Genomic DNA, 15,018 nt, shown 5'->3' with positions numbered 1-15,018 from the left:
CAACGTGGTCCGTGGGACTTGTCCATCGATCAAGCTGGCCTGTCCAACTTTAGCCGCACGCAAGCGCTACCGCAGCTGAACCAGCCACTGTTATCGTTGTTATTTCTCACGCACTCTTGCTGATTTTGTCGGGTAATGCTTCCGGGTTGAGCAAGTCGCGCAATTGCGCACTGGGCGTGAACACCACAGTGTGACGCGGGCTGATCTTGTGTTCGGTGCCCGTTCGCGGATTGCGCCCCACGCGTTCGGCGCGCGAGCGCACCTGCAGCGATCCGAAAGCTGTAAGCTTGACCGTCTCGGCACGCATCAACACGTCGCCGATCAAATCAAACATTGCGTCACATATGGCGGCTGTATCCGTCTTGTTTATTCCAGTACGGCGCGAAGCCGCTTCGCTGAGCCTAGCTCGCGTAAAAGTTTCATTCAAAGCAGTGTCCCCCTGCCCCTAAATTCATAGTGCGAAGTCAAATGCCTGTCGAGTGGGGGAAGCGGCGACAATGAAATATGAACAAGGTAATCAGCTTATCTTGACATAATTTAGAATGGTTATAAGGTGCGTGACATTAAATGTAGCTGAAACATGCCTGGAGGGCGTTCCGACCCTCCCTTGATTTGCCCGAAAGAAGGTCCGCAGTGAGACTGACGCGTCAATCCAATTATGCGATCCGCACCCTGGTCTATTGTGCCGTCAACGAGCCGGGCCTTAGTCGGGTCGCCGACGTGGCCCGGGCTTACAATATTTCCGAACTGTTCCTGTTCAAGCTGATCAAGCCGCTGGTCGAGAATGGCCTGCTGGCTACCGTTCGCGGTCGCCATGGCGGTATCAAGCTAGGCAAGCCAGCGGCAGACATCACGCTGCTCGACACAATCCGGCTCACAGAAGAAAACTTTGCGCTCGCGGAATGTTTCGAGGATGGCGCCGATTGCCCGCTGATCGGCGAATGCGACCTCAACGGCGCGCTCCGCGAAGCCCTGGGTGCATTCTTTGACGTGCTGGCCAGCTATACTATTGCCGACCTCGCCAGCAAGAAGCGCTCCATCCGCGACCGCCTCGGCCTATCGACCATTGAAGCAGTGACGGCGCTGGAACCCACTACTGCGCATTAGCGTCTCGCCGATTTCTGCACGTCTTTGATATTATGAGTTTGACAGTCATAATAACATGTGGTGTTCTTCAGTCATCGCGAAGGTGATGGTTCAAGAGATCGATAGCCGCCATCGGCGCCACAAAGACGACGGGGGCTTGCTGCTACCGTCTCCCCGGGCCGATCAGGATCCTCAACGTCTTGATCGGCCTTTTTGTTTGTCTGCGTATCGGGATTGGCTGCCACGGCGCGGGCCGGCCTTTTCTTTGGCACCCGCCTGTGCTCTACCCGCGCCATGGCTGCAGCACCCCTTCTTTCTCTTCAGAATATCAAATTGACCTTTGGCGGCACCACGCTGCTCGAAGGCGCCGAACTCATTGTTTCGCCGGGCCAGCGCATTGCGCTGGTGGGACGCAATGGCTCGGGCAAATCGACCCTGCTCAAGATCGCGTCGGGGGATGTGACCCACGATAGTGGCCTGCGCTTTGTCGAGCCCAGCGCCACTTTGCGCTATCTGCCGCAGGAGCCCGATCTGACGGCCTATGCGACGACGCTGGAATATGTCGAGGCTGGCCTCGGACCGGGCGACGATGAATATCGCGCGCAATATTTGCTGAGCTCGCTCGGCCTGACCGGGGCGGAAAATCCGAAAAATCTTTCGGGTGGCGAAGGCCGCCGCGCTGCCCTGGCGCGGGTGCTGGCGCCCAAGCCCGACATCCTGCTGCTCGACGAGCCGACCAACCATCTCGACTTGCCGGCGATCGAATGGCTGCAGGCCGAACTCGACAGCCTGCGTTCGGCCATGGTGCTGATCAGCCATGATCGGCGCTTCCTATCCGATCTGACGCGCTCGACCATCTGGCTGGATCGTGGCGTGACGCGGCGGCTGGAAAAGGGCTTTTCCCATTTCGAGACCTGGCGCGACCAGGTGCTGGAAGAAGAAGAGCGTGACCGCCACAAGCTGGACCGCCAGATCGTGCGCGAAGAGCATTGGCTGCGCTATGGCGTGACTGCGCGGCGCAAGCGCAACGTCGGGCGCCTCGAACGGCTGGGGGACCTGCGCCAGGACCGGCGTGAACAGCGCCGCGTTACCGGATCGGTCAATATGCAGGTTGCCGAGGGCCGCACCTCGGGCGCGCTGGTGGTCGAGGCGGAAAATATCGCCAAGGCCTATGGCGAGCGGGTTATCGTCGGCGATTTCTCGACCCGCGTGATCCGTGGCGACCGGATCGGCATCGTCGGCCCCAATGGCGCTGGCAAGACCACGCTGATCAAGATGCTGACCGGCCTCGAACAGCCTGACACTGGCAAGATCAAGATGGGCTCGGCGCTCGAACTCGCCATGCTCGACCAGGGCCGCGCCAAGCTGCATCCCGAAACGCGCCTCAAGGAAGCGTTGACCGGGGGCGGCTCGGATACGCTGCAGATCAACGGCCAGCCCAAGCATGTCGTCGGCTATATGAAGGACTTCCTGTTCGGACCCGAGCAGGCCAATACGCCGATCGGCAAGCTGTCCGGTGGTGAACGCGCTCGTGTCGCCTTGGCGCGCGCACTGTCGCTGCCATCGAACTTTCTGGTGCTCGACGAGCCGACCAACGATCTCGATCTTGAAACGCTCGACCTGCTCGAAGAAATGGTTTCGGACTATGCCGGCACCGTCATCGTGGTCAGCCATGATCGTGACTTCCTCGATCGGGTCGCGACCTCGGTGATCATCGCCGAGGGCGATGGCGTGTGGCTCGAATATGCCGGCGGCTATTCCGACATGGTGATTCAGCGCGGCGAGGGCGTCACCGCCCGCGAACCGAACGTGAAGGCGCACCGCTCAGGCAAGACCAGTCTGACCCAGACCACGCTGGCCACCTCGGCCCCTGCCGCCAAGCGCAAGATGAGCTTCAAGGAAAAGCACGCCCTTGAAACGCTGCCCAAGACCATCGACAGGCTGGAAGAAGAGATCAAGGCGATCAACGCCGCACTAGCCGATCCAAAACTGTATGCCCGCGATCCAACCAGCTTTGCCGCCAAGTCCAAGACATTGCTCGAAACCGAGGCAAAGAAGGCCAAGGCTGAGGAGCAGTGGATGGAGCTGGAACTGTTGCGGGAAGAGTTGGAAGGCTAGTTTCAGGAAGCAAGAATACCCCCACCTAGCCTCCTCCTGAAAAGGGGGAGGATCTGGGCGGTGGTTGTCACAGATTTTGCCAAATGCGCGATGAAGTCCCTCCCCCTCATCAGGGGGAGGCTAGGTGGGGGTGCCCACTAATAACCCTAGCCATTCGGGCGTAGCTCTCATGGCCTGCTCGCCTAAATCCGCTCCACTGGAGCTGATTTACCCTGCGGGCCGGCTCTTAATCTTTCCAATCGAACTTCGGCTCCGCGAGGTGGTGCAAGTCCCCTATCTCCTCGCCTGCGATGCGGCGGAGCAGGAGGCTGCCCATTTGGCGGCCAGCGTCGATGAAGTCTTCGAACACGGTCTCGGCACCCGGCTGGAACTGGGCGAACATTTCCGAGGCCTGCTTGGACACGACGTGGACGTTGCCGCCCACTGTCTTGCCGCTCTCGTTGAGGGCGCCGATCACCGCAAGGGCCGACACTTCCGAGGCGCAGACCCAGCCGTCGGGACCATCAGGGCGCTTGGTGCGCTTCATCACATAGTTGCGGATCGCATCGGTTGGACTGCCCAGATTGACGTCGGCGGCGAACTCATAGTCGACGCCAGCTTCGGTCGCGGCGCGGGACAGCCCGGTCTTGAGGTGGTCGGCATAGGTCAGCGCACTGTCCGGCAGGATGATCGAAATTTTCTTGCAGCCCTTCTCCGCCAGGCGCTTGGTGGCGCCATAGGCGTAGGCCTGGTTATCGAAATCGACCCAGGCGTGACTGTCCGGCCAGTTGGTGCGGCCGTGGCTGACAAAGGGGAAGTCATTGTCTATCAGCATGCGAATGCGTTCGTCAAAGCTCTCGGCCTTGGAAAACAGCACGCCATCGGCCATTCGATTGCGCACGATATGCTTGATCGGCTCGATGGGCTCGACGTTGCGGAATAGCGGCGTAATGACGATGTGGTAGGCGGTGTTGCGCACGGCTTCGCTGAGGCCGGTGACGATGGAAGAGCCAAAGCCATAAATCTGTTCGTCAGGCTCGAGCACCAGGGCGATAACATTGGTGCGGCCGGTCCTGAGGCGCAAAGCGGTCCGGTCGGGCAGGTAGCCGATTTCGGCGGCGATCTTCTGCACCCGGTCGCGGGTATCCTGGGAGAGCTCGGGCGCATTGTTGAGGGCGCGGGAAATGGTGGTCACAGCAAAGCCGGTCATCTGCGCAATGGTCTTGAGCGTCGGCTTGCCTGATGGCTTGATGCCGCGCTTGCCTATGATGGCAACGGGCACGTCATCTTCTGACACTTTATTTATACCCCTCGGACCGCCTGCAGCGACGGCGACGCTTGCTAAGGCACGGACAACACCAGATTGTCCCGCACACTTCAAGCGTGCCATTGCTACTCGAGCATGAGGCACGTTCATCAAAAGCAATGAAGATATTCAGATTTTCGATATGCGACCAATGTACGGCAGGCTATTGCTAAAATTCTGCATTTTCTGGTTGCCGACCGCCTAGCAATTGAATGGAAACGCTCCTATCTTGCCAGCACTGCATCGGCACATGCCGATCTTCGACCGTTCAACCAGCGGGAAAGGAATAATGATGACTCCATCTATTACCTTCACCATCCATGCAGGTTGTTCGCTCGTACGTACCACCAGCCTCCACGCCGCAAAACGCTGGCAAGGGACCTGTCGCTCGAAACGAATGTGACCGCTGTCACGCCTTCGTCTCACTCCTTCGATAGAACCCCAGTGTTGCCGGCGACGATGGTGCAAGCTCCATGAGCTTCTTCCTATTGTCCGTGCAATGCGCAAGTGGAGAATCCACCCATGCTGGAACGCAATCTCGACCGGGCCAAGGCCCATAAGCCAATCGTCATCGAAGTCGGCGGAGAACCGCAGGGCGTCGTCGTGCCCAACGCTGGGGGCTTCCGCTTTCTCGCCGTGAAGCTGCCGGCGTTTGCCATCGACGGCCAGCAGTTTGAAACGGTTGAACGGGCGCATTTTGCCGTGTCACAGGCCGTACGCAAGGGCGACGCTGCCTAAGGGGCGCTTTGCGCAGGTTATCAAAACGCAGCCAATCTTTCTCCCTCGGGCGTGACCCGAGGGCCATTGCCCGCTTGTGCCATGTGGTGAGTGGCCCTCGGGTCAAGCCCTAGGGAAAAGAATAGGTAGAGAAGGACGGTTGTTGGGACCTACGGGATAAAACCTCGTACCCAGTCGAACACGCGGTTGAGCAGGATTGGATCTTGCCAGAGCATGTAGGCGCCAAACAGCAGGGCGGCGAGTACCAGCAGGCCGATCACCCGTTTGAGCACCGAGAAGACGAGCCAGAGAACGACCACGGCGGCGACGCCTAGGCCGACAAGAGTTAGTGTATCGCTGGGAATGTGTATGTCCTCAGTCAGCCGTCATTATTGGCATTGAGTTCAGCGGGATGCTTGCCTTCGCTGACCGGGGCAACCGGGTCAAGCGCGATCTCGACGGCATTGGCCAACGCCTCGATGTTAACCCGAGGCTCGCCATCTTTAGCCTGACGGTCAAGTTCGGCGGTAATGGCGGTGACGATAGCCTGCCGCCGACTGTCGTCTGCGCTAGCCATTCCCATCGATTGACACTCCGTTGCCATCGACGCGAACCTCGATACCGGGCTGCGCCTGCTGCTGCTGATATGAATAGATGCCGAAACCCACGATGGCGATCAACAGGATGGCGATGACGGCATATAGACCATTACGACTCATAATGCACTCCTGACGCTTGATGCGACAGTAACGCCCGACCGTGGCGAGAGGTTCACGCTCGGGTCATTCCTGCGCGGCAATAGCCCGGAGAGCCATGACAAAGGCGGTGACGCCGATGGCGATGGAGCCCGAATTGTCGATCATGATCGGATCGACGCCGGCCGGCACCGGGGCGCTTTCACGCGCCAGTCGGGAGGTGATCTGGTCGCCGCTTTCATGCCCACGGGCCACCAGCCGTTCGGCGCGGCGGGATATTTCGGCGCTGATCTGCACCACCGAACAGGCGGGATATTTGGCGCATGCCTCGGCGACGACGTGCCGCGAGACATTGGCGACGACGATTTTGCCCAAGGCGAGGTCGGTATCGAGGCTGAGGGGCAAGGCATAGCGCAGGTTGTGCGCGTCCCAGGTCAAAGCAAAGCGACCGCCCGCTTCCATTTCGGCAAACACCGCCGGCTCGACGCTGTCATGCTCTTCGCCGACTGCGCCTGACGTGCGGGTGACGAGGCGCCGTACGAAGACGAAGCGCTTGTCACCATCGAGCGCTTGCCGCGCGCCACCGATCAACGTGTCCTTGCCGACGCCCGAAGGGCCGACGACGAGGACAAGAGAACCGAGTGGTCGCACCATGTGTCAGCTAACCCTTATGCCTTCTCGCCAGACGCTGCGCACGATCGGCCGGTCGTCCATCACCTGCACCCGCACCATGTCGGCGCGCTTGCCGATGGCGATCTCGCCGCGATCGTCAAGCCCAGCCGCGTTAGCCGGGTTGCGCGTTACGGTAGCCAAGGCCTGCGGCAAAGCAAGCCCGTCGACGCGCTGCGGCAACACGAAGGCAGCCTGCAGCAGGGCAAAGGGCACATAGTCCGAGCTCAAGATATCCAGCAATCCCGCCTTGACCAGATCGGTCGCCGAGATATTGCCCGAATGCGAGCGTCCGCGCACCACGTTCGGCGCGCCCATCAGGATTGCAAGGCCGGCGTCATGGGCGGCCGAAGCCGCTTCCAGCGTGGTCGGAAATTCCGAGATGGCGACGCCGTCGGCAACACCTTCCTCGACATGCGCCAGCGTCGCATCGTCATGGCTTGCCATGGACAGGTTCAAGGCCCGCGCGCGCTGCACCAGATAACGACGATTGGGGCCTGAAAATTGCTCATGCTGCGCCAGCGCCGCAGCGAGGTAGCGCTCCACTTCGTCCTCAGTCACGCCCAACTGCCTTTTGTAGAACAGCTTGTAGGTTTCCAGCGAGGTAAACTGGCGCTGTCCCGGCGTGTGGTCCATCAGCGAAATCAGTCGCGTGGTGGGGTGGTCGACAAAACTTTCGAAGTGCTCGATGACATCCGCACTTGGCAGTTCGCACCGCAGATGGATCAGGTGGTCGGCCCGCATCCAGCCTTTGGCCTGCGCGTCTCGTACCGCAGCAACCAGCTGACCCGCATGCTGGCGCATCTCGGGCATGTCCACGTCCGAGCCGATGCGGATCGCGTCGAACACCGTGGTAATGCCCGAGCCGGCGATCTGCACGTCATGGGCATGCAGCGCTGAAACCGGGTCCCAGAATACGCCGGGGCGGGGGCGATAATGGGTTTCGAGATGGTCGGTATGCAGTTCGACAAGGCCGGGTATCAGAAAGTCGCCGTCAAAATCTTCGCCTGCCAGCGCCGGACCTGCATCGATGGCGGTGATGATGCCGTCATTGATGACGACACTGCCCTCGACAACTTCGTCGGCCAGCACCACGCGGGCATTGCGGAAAACCTGCTCGCTCATTGGGCCTGCCCCAGCTTGAAATCGGCGACACGGCGGAACGGCTTGCCGGCATCGGGTTCATGAAATAGCGACAGCCGGTCGAGCAACACCTCGTCTTCCAGCGCGGGGCCGAACCAGATGGTCGCCGCCTGGGCAATCTCGGCCGCGTCTTCATCGGCCAGCCGGTCGGTCAGCGTCATGTGGAACTGGAATTCCTCGAACACGTAAGGATAGCCATAAGCATCGAGCAGCTCGATCTGGCGTTCGCTGAGGCCCTTGTTGGCACGGGCAGCGCGATCCTTGACCGTCATCGGCGCGCGGAAGGGATCGAAATCCTCGACGACATGCGCCGCAAAATCCTGCAGGTGTTCATGCGCGCCGTCGACAATCAGAGCCAGGAAGCCGTGCAGCGAAGCCAGTCTGAGCTTGCCCAGGCTGAACGGCTCATGCTTGGCAGCGAACTCGCTCAGCGCGTCGCGTAAGCGGGCTTCACTGGTATCCTCGAACAGCGCCATCGGCGCCTTGAGCGTGGCGTGGAAACCGTAGCGATTGGCCGACTGGGTCAGGTTGAGCAGGCGATCGCGGTCCACGCCGGCCACCGGGCCGTCGAACATGTCGCCGTCGGCGGCGTCGCGCCCCAGCCAGGTAGCGGCACGCTCCCAGAGATTGCTGGTGGCGGACGGGGCATAGTAGATCGCGAATCGTTCTGTCATCGAAACTCCTGGCCCAGCCGCTACGCATTCTCTGTGTCGGTCGTTTGACACCTGTGCATCTCGCTCCCTGCTGGCTACCCTTGCGGCAAGAGAATCGCAAGCCGAGAGAGACGATGACCCGCGCCCTGCTCGAAGAGATGTTCCATGCCGCCGTGGCGCAGGCACAGCCCGCGCTGGCGGTGATGCGTCACCTGCCGCCAAAGCCGAAGGGCCGCACAGTGGTGATCGGCGCGGGCAAGGCATCGGCCCAGATGGCGCGGGCGTTCGAACAAGCGTGGGACGGCCCGCTCAGTGGGCTGGTGGTGACGCGCTACGGCTATGGCGAGGCCTGCGAGCGGATCGAGGTCGTCGAGGCTGCCCATCCGGTGCCCGACGAGGCGGGATTCCTGGCGGCCAGGCGCATCATGGAAATGGTCTCGGGACTTTCCGCCGACGACTTGGTGGTGGCGTTGATTTCGGGCGGCGGCTCGGCTTTGTTGCCAGCGCCAGCGATAGGCCTGACGCTGGATGACGAGCAGGCCATCAACCGGACGTTGCTGGCGTCGGGCGCTCCAATTTCGGTGATGAACCTGATCCGCAACCAGTTCTCATCGATCAAGGGCGGACGGCTGGCACGGCAATGTGCACCGGCGCGCGTAGCGACGCTGGTGGTCTCGGATGTACCCGGAGACGATCCGGCATTGGTAGCGTCGGGGCCGACCATTCCCCTGGCGGGGACACGCGAACTCGCAAGAAAGTACGCCAATCTCTATCGGCTCGACCTGCCGCCACATGCGCACGCCTTGCTGGCTGGCGATGATTATCTGGCGCCGTCGCCCGACGATGCGGAGTTTATTGGCAACAGTGTCACCACCATTGCTTCGGCGGCGCTATCGCTGGAAGCCGCGGCGGAACTGGCGCGCGGGCATGGTATCGAGGCGGCCATCCTCAGCGATTCCATCGAGGGCGAAAGCCGCGACGTGGCGCAGGTATTGGCGGCGATGGCGCGCGAAATTGCCGTGCGCAACCGGCCGTTCAACAAGCCGGTCGTGCTGCTGTCGGGTGGCGAGACCACGGTAACCTTGCGCGGCAAAGGCGGGCGCGGCGGACGCAATGCCGAATTCTTGCTGGCGTTTGCCATAGCGGTGAATGGCGTTGAGGGCATTTCGGCACTGGCCGCCGATACCGATGGGATCGATGGATCCGAGGACAATGCCGGCGCCTATGCCGATGGCACCACGGCCACCCGGCTGCGCAAGGCGGGGGTCGATCCACTGGCGGTGTTGGCCGGCAATGACGCTTATTCGGCATTCGCGGCCATCGGCGACCTGCTGGTCACCGGGCCGACGGGGACCAATGTGAATGATTTCCGGGCGATCTTGATCCGATAAAGGGAGGCCGACGTGGCCAAGGCGACAGGCATAGGCGGCGTATTTTTTCGGGCGCAAGACACCGAAGCGATGGCAGAATGGTACGAGACCCATCTCGGCATTCCCGGTTTCTGGAGTCAGGAAGCGGGCATGACTGTGTTCGCGCCGTTCAAGCACGACAGCGATTATTTCGCCGCTGGCAAGCAGTGGATGATCAATCTCCGCGTCGACGATCTGGAAGCGCTGCTGGTGCAGCTGCGCGCGGCGGATATTGCCGTGGAGACCAGGGAAGAATGGGACACGCCCGAGACCGGCAAGTTTGCCCGCATTCACGATCCTGAGGGCAATCCTGTCGAACTCTGGCAACCAGCAACTCGACCATAGGTCTCGCGGCCTTCTCATCTAAAATCGCGCCACTGGCGTGATTTTGCCTCTGGCCGGCTCGAAGCAAAATAATGATACAAGTCCCCTTGGCAGAAAGGGGCGGGCTCTGTTCTATACGGCGACTTTTTGAGGGGAGCCTTTTATGGCCAAACGCAAGATTGCCGTTATCGGCTTGGGCAAGATCGCGCAGGACCAGCACCTGCCGGTGATCGACGCGTCCAGTGATTTCGAGCTGGCAGCGACGGTCTCGACCCGCGGGCTGAGCCGCAACGGCTTGCCGGTGTTCAAGACCCCGGCCGAGCTCTATGCCGCGCTGCCGGACGTGTCGCTGGTGTCGATCTGCACCCCGCCGGGCATCCGCCATCAATATGTCCGCGAGGCGCTCGACGCCGGCAAGGACGTGATGATGGAAAAACCGCCGACCACCACGATTTCCGAGCTCGACGACCTGATCGCCCATGCGGCCCGCCTGGACCGGGTGTTGTACCAAACCTGGCACAGCCAGTGGAATCCAGCGGTGGATCGCACGCGGGCAATCCTTCTGGCGCAGGGCGTTCGGTCTGTGCGTATCGATTGGCGCGAAAGCGTGCGCAAGTGGCACCCCGGCCAGGATTGGGTCTGGGAGCCGGGCGGGTTTGGTGTCTGCGATCCGGGCATCAATGCGTTCTCGATTTTAACCAAGATCATGCCGTTTCCGGTGTTTGTCGAAAGCGCCAAGCTGACATTTCCGGCCAATCGGCAGACGCCAGTCGACGTGGAAATCGGCTTCAAGTCGGGCCAGTTGCACAAGCCGCAGCTATCGGCGGGCTTCAACTGGCTTGAGGAGAGCGGCGAGATCTGGACGCTGGCCATCGAGACTGGCACTGGCGACAAGCTCAAGCTCGAGGGCGGCGGCCGGCGGCTGACGATCAACGGCCAGCTGGCGCTGGAACACGGTGATGACGAATATGCCGCCATGTATGACCATTTCGCGGATTTGCTCGAGCGGCATCAGAGCGATGTCGATGCGGCACCGCTGCGTTTGATGAGCGATGTGTTTTTGATGGGCGCTCGGGTCAATGGGCCGGATTTTGAATGGTAGGGGTACTTTAGAGGGTACCCCCACCTAGCCTCCCCCTGATGAGGGGGAGGGACCCCATCGAGTTTTGGGCGCTATCGAGAACATTCGCAGATCGGATTCCTCCCCCTTTTCAGGGGGAGGTTACGTGGGGGTATTCTTCCTACTTCCCAGCGTCGGTCAGCAGCTTGATATCCTCGTCGCTGAGTTTCAGCCGCACGCCCTTGGCTAGGCTCTTGACCTGTTCGACCGATGTGGCCGACGCAATTGGCGCCGTAACGCCGGGCTGGGCAACCAGCCAGGCAACCGATACCTCAGCCGGCGTCGCGTCATTAGCCTTGCCGACCTGATCGAGCACGCCGAGGATTTTTTCGCCCTTGGCATCGAGGTACTTTTCGGCGCCGCCGCCGCGGGGCGACTTACCGAAGTCGGCCTTGGAACGATATTTGCCGGTCAGGAAACCCGAGGCGAGGCTGTAATAAACCACGGTGCCAATTTCGTCTTCGATCACCAGATCACGCAACGCGTCGAATTCTTCGCGGTCGTAGAGATTGTAGCGCGGCTGCAGCACTTCATAGCGCGGCAGCGACTTGATGACGGCGGTCTCGTTGGCCTCTTTCACCATCTGCGATGTGTAATTGGAGGCGCCGATGACGCGGACGCGGCCGGAGCGTACCAGCGGATCGTAAGCTTCCAGCGTTTCGGCATGCTCGGTTTCGGCGTCGGGCCAGTGGCTGAAATACAGGTCGATGTGGTCAGTCTGCAGCCGCTGCAGCGAGGCTTCGATGCCATCGTGGATAGAAGCAGCGCTCAAACCGCCCGGTTTTTTGGCGGAATTGACCTTGCTGAAAATATGCACTGCGTTGCGGTTGCCGCGGGCTTTCAGCCACTTGCCGATGATGGTCTCGCTCATGCCGGGTGGGTTGCCGGGCACCCAGTTGGGATAGCCCTCGGCGGTGTCGATGGCGGTAAAACCTTCATCGACATAGGCGTCGAGAATATCGAAGCCGAGTTTCTCATCGACGGTCCAGCCAAAGACATTGCCGCCCAGAACCAGGGGTTCGATGACGAGTTCGCTGCGGCCCAAGGGGCGACGGTCCATGATGCTTCTCCATTGTGGTGTGTGAGCTTAAACGCCTGCAGCCGCTTTCGGTTCAGGCGGGACACGCGGTGCACAAAAGGCCAGCGCCCGGGTGATCGCCTGCAGCGAACCGCTCAAGTCGATATAGGCAAAGCTGGGGTCGGTATCATCGACGTTGCGCAGGTAAATAAAGCTGCCCTGCTCGATGCGGTCGAGCAGCCAATCGGTACGCTCCATGAAACGTCCACCATAGGGCGCGCTGGAGGGCTCGGCGGTGAAACTGGCGTTCTCGCGGTCCAGCGTCATTTCCCATTCGCCAAGCACCGGCTGCCGGTTGGTATGCACATGCACGCCGGTAGAGAGATCATCCTCGCAACGGACTGCAACGCAGGTGTATTCCTGCGGCGTGGCGTCGCTGTCGCAGCCCAGGGTCGCACGGTCGCCTTCGCCGGGCTGCGGCGAATAATGCCAGCCCGACTGCTGCGCCACGGCAGGCGTAGCCAACACGACCAGAGCCAGGATCAGGCCTTTTTGGGTTCGATGAAGTCCCATTTGTTCCCGTACAGGTCTTCGAACACGGCGACGGTGCCATAGGGCTCCTGCCGGGGCGCTTCGAGAAATTTGATGCCATTTTCCAGCATCGCGGCGTGGTCGCGGATGAAGTGGCTGGTGTTGAGGAAAAACATCACGCGCCCACCGCCCTGGTTGCCGATGGCAGCTATTTGCGCCGGACCGTCGGCCTTGGCCAACAGCAGTTGCGCGCCGGATTGACCGGCCGGGGCGACCACCACCCAGCGCTTGCCGCCGCCCATATCGGTATCGGCCACGAGGTTGAAGCCGAGTGTGTCACAGTAAAAAGCTATCGCGTCGTCGTAATCGGTGACGAGGAGGGAGACGGTGGCAAGGGATTGAGTCATGGCGATCATGGATCACCAGCCCGTGCGCCGGGTCAAGCCGTCATCGGTGCGGCGAACGGTTCATTTCAAAACCGTCCAATCCTGTGGAATGACGTTCCCGCTGTCATCAGATTGACCAAATGGTCAAACTCTCTGTTGCGCTCTTTTGGATTCTACGCTTTGTTGACGCCCAAGCCCCGGATGGCAAGCCGGGAGCGCTAAGATACTCGGGAGACAACAATCATGAAATTGATGAAAACGCTGCTGATGGCGACCGCCATGGTGGCGGTGGCCGCCGGCGCCGCCCAGGCTAAGCAGTTGATCTATTGCTCGGAAGCTTCGCCCAAGCATTTTGATCCAGCGATGGCCACAGGTGGTAACGACTTCGACGCGTCCGCACGGACGATCTACAACCGTCTGGTCGAATTCAAGCACGGCGCCACCGAACTCGAGCCCGGCCTGGCCGATAGCTGGGAAATTTCGGCCGATGGCCTGGAATACACCTTCAAGCTGCACCCCGGCACCAAGTTCCAGACCACCGACTATTTCACGCCCACGCGTGACCTGAACGCCGATGACGTGGTCTTCTCCTTCGAGCGCCAGTTCAAGGAAGACAATCCGTTCCACGCCTACCTGGCCGATAGCCAGTACGAATACTACGAAGCCATGGCCATGCCGTCCTACATCAAGGAAGTGGTCAAGGTTGACGACCTGACGGTTAAGATCGTGCTGAACACGCCAAACTCGCCGATGCTGGCAAACCTGGGCATGGACTTCGCGTCCATCGTTTCCAAGGAATATGCCGACAAGCTGATCGCTTCCGGCACTGAAACCGATTTCGCGTCCAAGCCAGTCGGCACCGGCCCGTTCCAGTATGTCGACTATCAGCTCGACAGCGTCATCCGCTACGCCGCCTTCCCCGACTACTTCAAGGGCAAGGTCGCGCTCGACGACCTGATCTTTGCTATCACTCCCGATACCACTGCACGCACTCAGCGCCTGCTGGCTGGCGAATGCGATATCATGAGCTATCCGAGCCCGACCGATATCGCCTCGCTCAAGGAAAACACCGATCTCGTGGTGCTCGACCAGGCCGGCCTCAACGTCGGCTACATGAGCTACAACACCACCGTTGCGCCCACCGATGACGTTGAAGTCCGCAAGGCCCTCAGCATGGCCATCAACAAGCCAGCTCTGGTTGAAGCGCTGTTTGGCGCCGGCAATGCCGAGCCAGCCAAGAACCTGATCCCGCCCACCATGTGGTCGTATAACGACGCGACCCCTGAGCAGGAATACAACCCCGAGAAGGCCAAAGAAATCCTTGCTGCCAAGGGCGTCACCGAGATCGAGCTTTGGGCTTCGGACCGTGCCCGTTCCTACAATCCAGCTTTCGCTCGTTCCGCTGAAATCATTCAGCAGGATTGGGCCGCTGTCGGCGTAAAGGCGACCATCAACACTGTTGAGTGGACGCAGTACCGCATCGACGGCGCCAAGTCCGACCGCCCTGGTGCATTTCAGATCGGTTGGGGTGGTGATAATGGCGATCCGGACAACTTCTTCGCAGTGCTGTTTGGCGCTGCTGCAATCGGCACCCAGAACTACTCGATCTGGAACAATGCCGAGTTTGAAAAGCTGATCAAGGACGGCGTTCTTGAAACCGATCAAGCCAAGCGCGCTGCGATCTATGTCAAGGCGCAGGAACTGATGACGGCTGAAGAGCCTGCATTCCTGATGGCTCACTCGACCATCTACATGCCAATGAGCAAAAAGGTTCTTGGCTACACGATGGACCCTCTGGCCATGCATCGCTTCGACAATGTCGACGTTGCGGAATAAACTTTAAGGTAGGGCGGCGCTGGATCAG

The 15,018-nt window shown here is 60.6% G+C and carries 18 protein-coding genes; 7 read left to right on the top strand and 11 right to left on the bottom strand.

Annotated features, from left to right (window positions below; all coding sequences use genetic code 11):
* Positions 1–106: 106 nt before the first annotated feature.
* Entirely contained in the window at positions 107–427 is a 321-nt protein-coding gene (locus tag WH91_RS17250; protein ID WP_046172251.1) for an HU family DNA-binding protein, read from the bottom strand.
* Positions 428–633: 206 nt separating this feature from the next.
* Between WH91_RS17250 and rirA the strand changes: the two genes are divergently transcribed.
* Positions 634–1,107, top strand: a complete 474-nt coding sequence (rirA, locus tag WH91_RS17245) for an iron-responsive transcriptional regulator RirA (protein WP_046172250.1) — start codon at positions 634–636, stop codon at positions 1,105–1,107.
* A gap of 273 nt (positions 1,108–1,380) precedes the next feature.
* Positions 1,381–3,204: an ABC-F family ATP-binding cassette domain-containing protein gene (locus WH91_RS17240; protein ID WP_046172317.1), complete on the top strand. Its 1,824-nt coding sequence runs from the start codon at positions 1,381–1,383 to the stop codon at positions 3,202–3,204.
* A 226-nt stretch (positions 3,205–3,430) separates the two neighbouring features.
* On the opposite strand, the gene WH91_RS17235 is transcribed toward WH91_RS17240, so the two are convergent.
* The gene (locus WH91_RS17235) at positions 3,431–4,480 is read right to left on the bottom strand and encodes a LacI family transcriptional regulator (RefSeq protein ID WP_046172249.1); all 1,050 of its coding nucleotides are present in this window, start codon (positions 4,478–4,480) and stop codon (positions 3,431–3,433) included.
* A 531-nt stretch (positions 4,481–5,011) separates the two neighbouring features.
* On the opposite strand from WH91_RS17235, the gene WH91_RS17230 reads away from it, so the two are divergent.
* On the top strand, positions 5,012–5,227 hold the full coding sequence (locus WH91_RS17230) for a hypothetical protein (protein WP_046172248.1): 216 nt from the start codon (positions 5,012–5,014) through the stop codon (positions 5,225–5,227).
* Between the two features lie 149 nt (positions 5,228–5,376).
* On the opposite strand, the gene WH91_RS24735 is transcribed toward WH91_RS17230, so the two are convergent.
* The 6 genes from WH91_RS24735 to WH91_RS17205 form a co-directional block, all read right to left on the bottom strand.
* Complete coding sequence (locus WH91_RS24735; RefSeq protein ID WP_158409592.1) at positions 5,377–5,526, bottom strand: hypothetical protein; 150 nt, start codon at positions 5,524–5,526, stop codon at positions 5,377–5,379.
* Between the two features lie 59 nt (positions 5,527–5,585).
* Positions 5,586–5,789 (bottom strand): hypothetical protein, encoded by a 204-nt coding sequence (locus WH91_RS17225; RefSeq protein WP_143078136.1) that lies wholly within the window; start codon positions 5,787–5,789, stop codon positions 5,586–5,588.
* Positions 5,776–5,925, bottom strand: coding sequence for a hypothetical protein (locus tag WH91_RS24945; protein WP_092179264.1), 150 nt, complete (start codon positions 5,923–5,925; stop codon positions 5,776–5,778). The genes WH91_RS17225 and WH91_RS24945 overlap by 14 nt, the downstream gene beginning before the upstream one ends.
* Before the next feature lie 63 nt (positions 5,926–5,988).
* Positions 5,989–6,555, bottom strand: a complete 567-nt coding sequence (gene phnN / locus WH91_RS17215) for a phosphonate metabolism protein/1,5-bisphosphokinase (PRPP-forming) PhnN (RefSeq protein ID WP_046172245.1) — start codon at positions 6,553–6,555, stop codon at positions 5,989–5,991.
* Between the two features lie 3 nt (positions 6,556–6,558).
* Complete coding sequence (locus WH91_RS17210; RefSeq protein ID WP_046172244.1) at positions 6,559–7,695, bottom strand: alpha-D-ribose 1-methylphosphonate 5-triphosphate diphosphatase; 1,137 nt, start codon at positions 7,693–7,695, stop codon at positions 6,559–6,561.
* Positions 7,692–8,387, bottom strand: a complete 696-nt coding sequence (locus WH91_RS17205) for a DUF1045 domain-containing protein (RefSeq protein WP_046172243.1) — start codon at positions 8,385–8,387, stop codon at positions 7,692–7,694. The genes WH91_RS17210 and WH91_RS17205 overlap by 4 nt, the downstream gene beginning before the upstream one ends.
* A 113-nt stretch (positions 8,388–8,500) precedes the next feature.
* Between WH91_RS17205 and WH91_RS17200 the strand changes: the two genes are divergently transcribed.
* The 3 genes from WH91_RS17200 to WH91_RS17190 all read left to right on the top strand — a co-directional run bounded on the left by WH91_RS17200 (position 8,501) and on the right by WH91_RS17190 (position 11,201).
* Positions 8,501–9,757, top strand: a complete 1,257-nt coding sequence (locus WH91_RS17200) for a glycerate kinase type-2 family protein (RefSeq protein WP_046172242.1) — start codon at positions 8,501–8,503, stop codon at positions 9,755–9,757.
* 12 nt (positions 9,758–9,769) lie between these two features.
* Positions 9,770–10,120 carry a VOC family protein gene (locus WH91_RS17195; RefSeq protein WP_046172241.1) on the top strand — a complete coding sequence of 117 codons (351 nt, stop codon included), beginning with the start codon at positions 9,770–9,772 and terminating at the stop codon, positions 10,118–10,120.
* Positions 10,121–10,262: 142 nt separating this feature from the next.
* Positions 10,263–11,201: a Gfo/Idh/MocA family protein gene (locus tag WH91_RS17190; RefSeq protein WP_046172240.1), complete on the top strand. Its 939-nt coding sequence runs from the start codon at positions 10,263–10,265 to the stop codon at positions 11,199–11,201.
* A gap of 139 nt (positions 11,202–11,340) precedes the next feature.
* On the opposite strand, the gene WH91_RS17185 is transcribed toward WH91_RS17190, so the two are convergent.
* From WH91_RS17185 to WH91_RS17175, 3 genes are read right to left on the bottom strand one after another with little or no spacing between them, the layout of a single operon-like run.
* Complete coding sequence (locus tag WH91_RS17185) at positions 11,341–12,279, bottom strand: aldo/keto reductase (protein WP_046172239.1); 939 nt, start codon at positions 12,277–12,279, stop codon at positions 11,341–11,343.
* Between the two features lie 27 nt (positions 12,280–12,306).
* A complete protein-coding gene (locus tag WH91_RS17180) occupies positions 12,307–12,810 on the bottom strand; it encodes a hypothetical protein (RefSeq protein WP_046172238.1) in 504 nt (167 codons plus the stop codon).
* Positions 12,780–13,175, bottom strand: a complete 396-nt coding sequence (locus tag WH91_RS17175; RefSeq protein ID WP_046172316.1) for a VOC family protein — start codon at positions 13,173–13,175, stop codon at positions 12,780–12,782. The genes WH91_RS17180 and WH91_RS17175 overlap by 31 nt, the downstream gene beginning before the upstream one ends.
* Positions 13,176–13,397: 222 nt before the next feature.
* On the opposite strand from WH91_RS17175, the gene WH91_RS17170 reads away from it, so the two are divergent.
* Positions 13,398–14,990 carry an ABC transporter substrate-binding protein gene (locus WH91_RS17170; RefSeq protein ID WP_046172237.1) on the top strand — a complete coding sequence of 531 codons (1,593 nt, stop codon included), beginning with the start codon at positions 13,398–13,400 and terminating at the stop codon, positions 14,988–14,990.
* The last annotated feature ends 28 nt before the right edge of the window (positions 14,991–15,018 follow it).

The sequence above is a fragment of the Devosia psychrophila genome, from assembly GCF_000971275.1.
Taxonomy (GTDB): Bacteria; Pseudomonadota; Alphaproteobacteria; order Rhizobiales; family Devosiaceae; genus Devosia; species Devosia psychrophila.
The sequence above is the reverse complement of the archived record's forward strand: the minus strand, read 5'-3'. Positions and strand labels throughout refer to the sequence as shown.

What these genes read in the sequence shown, in the direction of transcription:
- WH91_RS17210 (WP_046172244.1), bottom strand. Translation starts at nt 7,695, where the DNA reads ATGAGCGAGCAGGTTTTCCGCAATGCCCGCGTGGTGCTGGCCGACGAA.
- WH91_RS24945 (WP_092179264.1), bottom strand. Translation starts at nt 5,925, where the DNA reads ATGAGTCGTAATGGTCTATATGCCGTCATCGCCATCCTGTTGATCGCC.
- phnN (WP_046172245.1), bottom strand. Translation starts at nt 6,555, where the DNA reads ATGGTGCGACCACTCGGTTCTCTTGTCCTCGTCGTCGGCCCTTCGGGC.
- WH91_RS17190 (WP_046172240.1), top strand. Translation starts at nt 10,263, where the DNA reads ATGGCCAAACGCAAGATTGCCGTTATCGGCTTGGGCAAGATCGCGCAG.
- WH91_RS17240 (WP_046172317.1), top strand. Translation starts at nt 1,381, where the DNA reads ATGGCTGCAGCACCCCTTCTTTCTCTTCAGAATATCAAATTGACCTTT.
- WH91_RS17175 (WP_046172316.1), bottom strand. Translation starts at nt 13,175, where the DNA reads ATGACTCAATCCCTTGCCACCGTCTCCCTCCTCGTCACCGATTACGAC.
- WH91_RS17200 (WP_046172242.1), top strand. Translation starts at nt 8,501, where the DNA reads ATGACCCGCGCCCTGCTCGAAGAGATGTTCCATGCCGCCGTGGCGCAG.
- WH91_RS17180 (WP_046172238.1), bottom strand. Translation starts at nt 12,810, where the DNA reads ATGGGACTTCATCGAACCCAAAAAGGCCTGATCCTGGCTCTGGTCGTG.
- WH91_RS17170 (WP_046172237.1), top strand. Translation starts at nt 13,398, where the DNA reads ATGAAATTGATGAAAACGCTGCTGATGGCGACCGCCATGGTGGCGGTG.
- WH91_RS17205 (WP_046172243.1), bottom strand. Translation starts at nt 8,387, where the DNA reads ATGACAGAACGATTCGCGATCTACTATGCCCCGTCCGCCACCAGCAAT.
- WH91_RS17225 (WP_143078136.1), bottom strand. Translation starts at nt 5,789, where the DNA reads ATGGGAATGGCTAGCGCAGACGACAGTCGGCGGCAGGCTATCGTCACC.
- WH91_RS17230 (WP_046172248.1), top strand. Translation starts at nt 5,012, where the DNA reads ATGCTGGAACGCAATCTCGACCGGGCCAAGGCCCATAAGCCAATCGTC.
- WH91_RS17185 (WP_046172239.1), bottom strand. Translation starts at nt 12,279, where the DNA reads ATGGACCGTCGCCCCTTGGGCCGCAGCGAACTCGTCATCGAACCCCTG.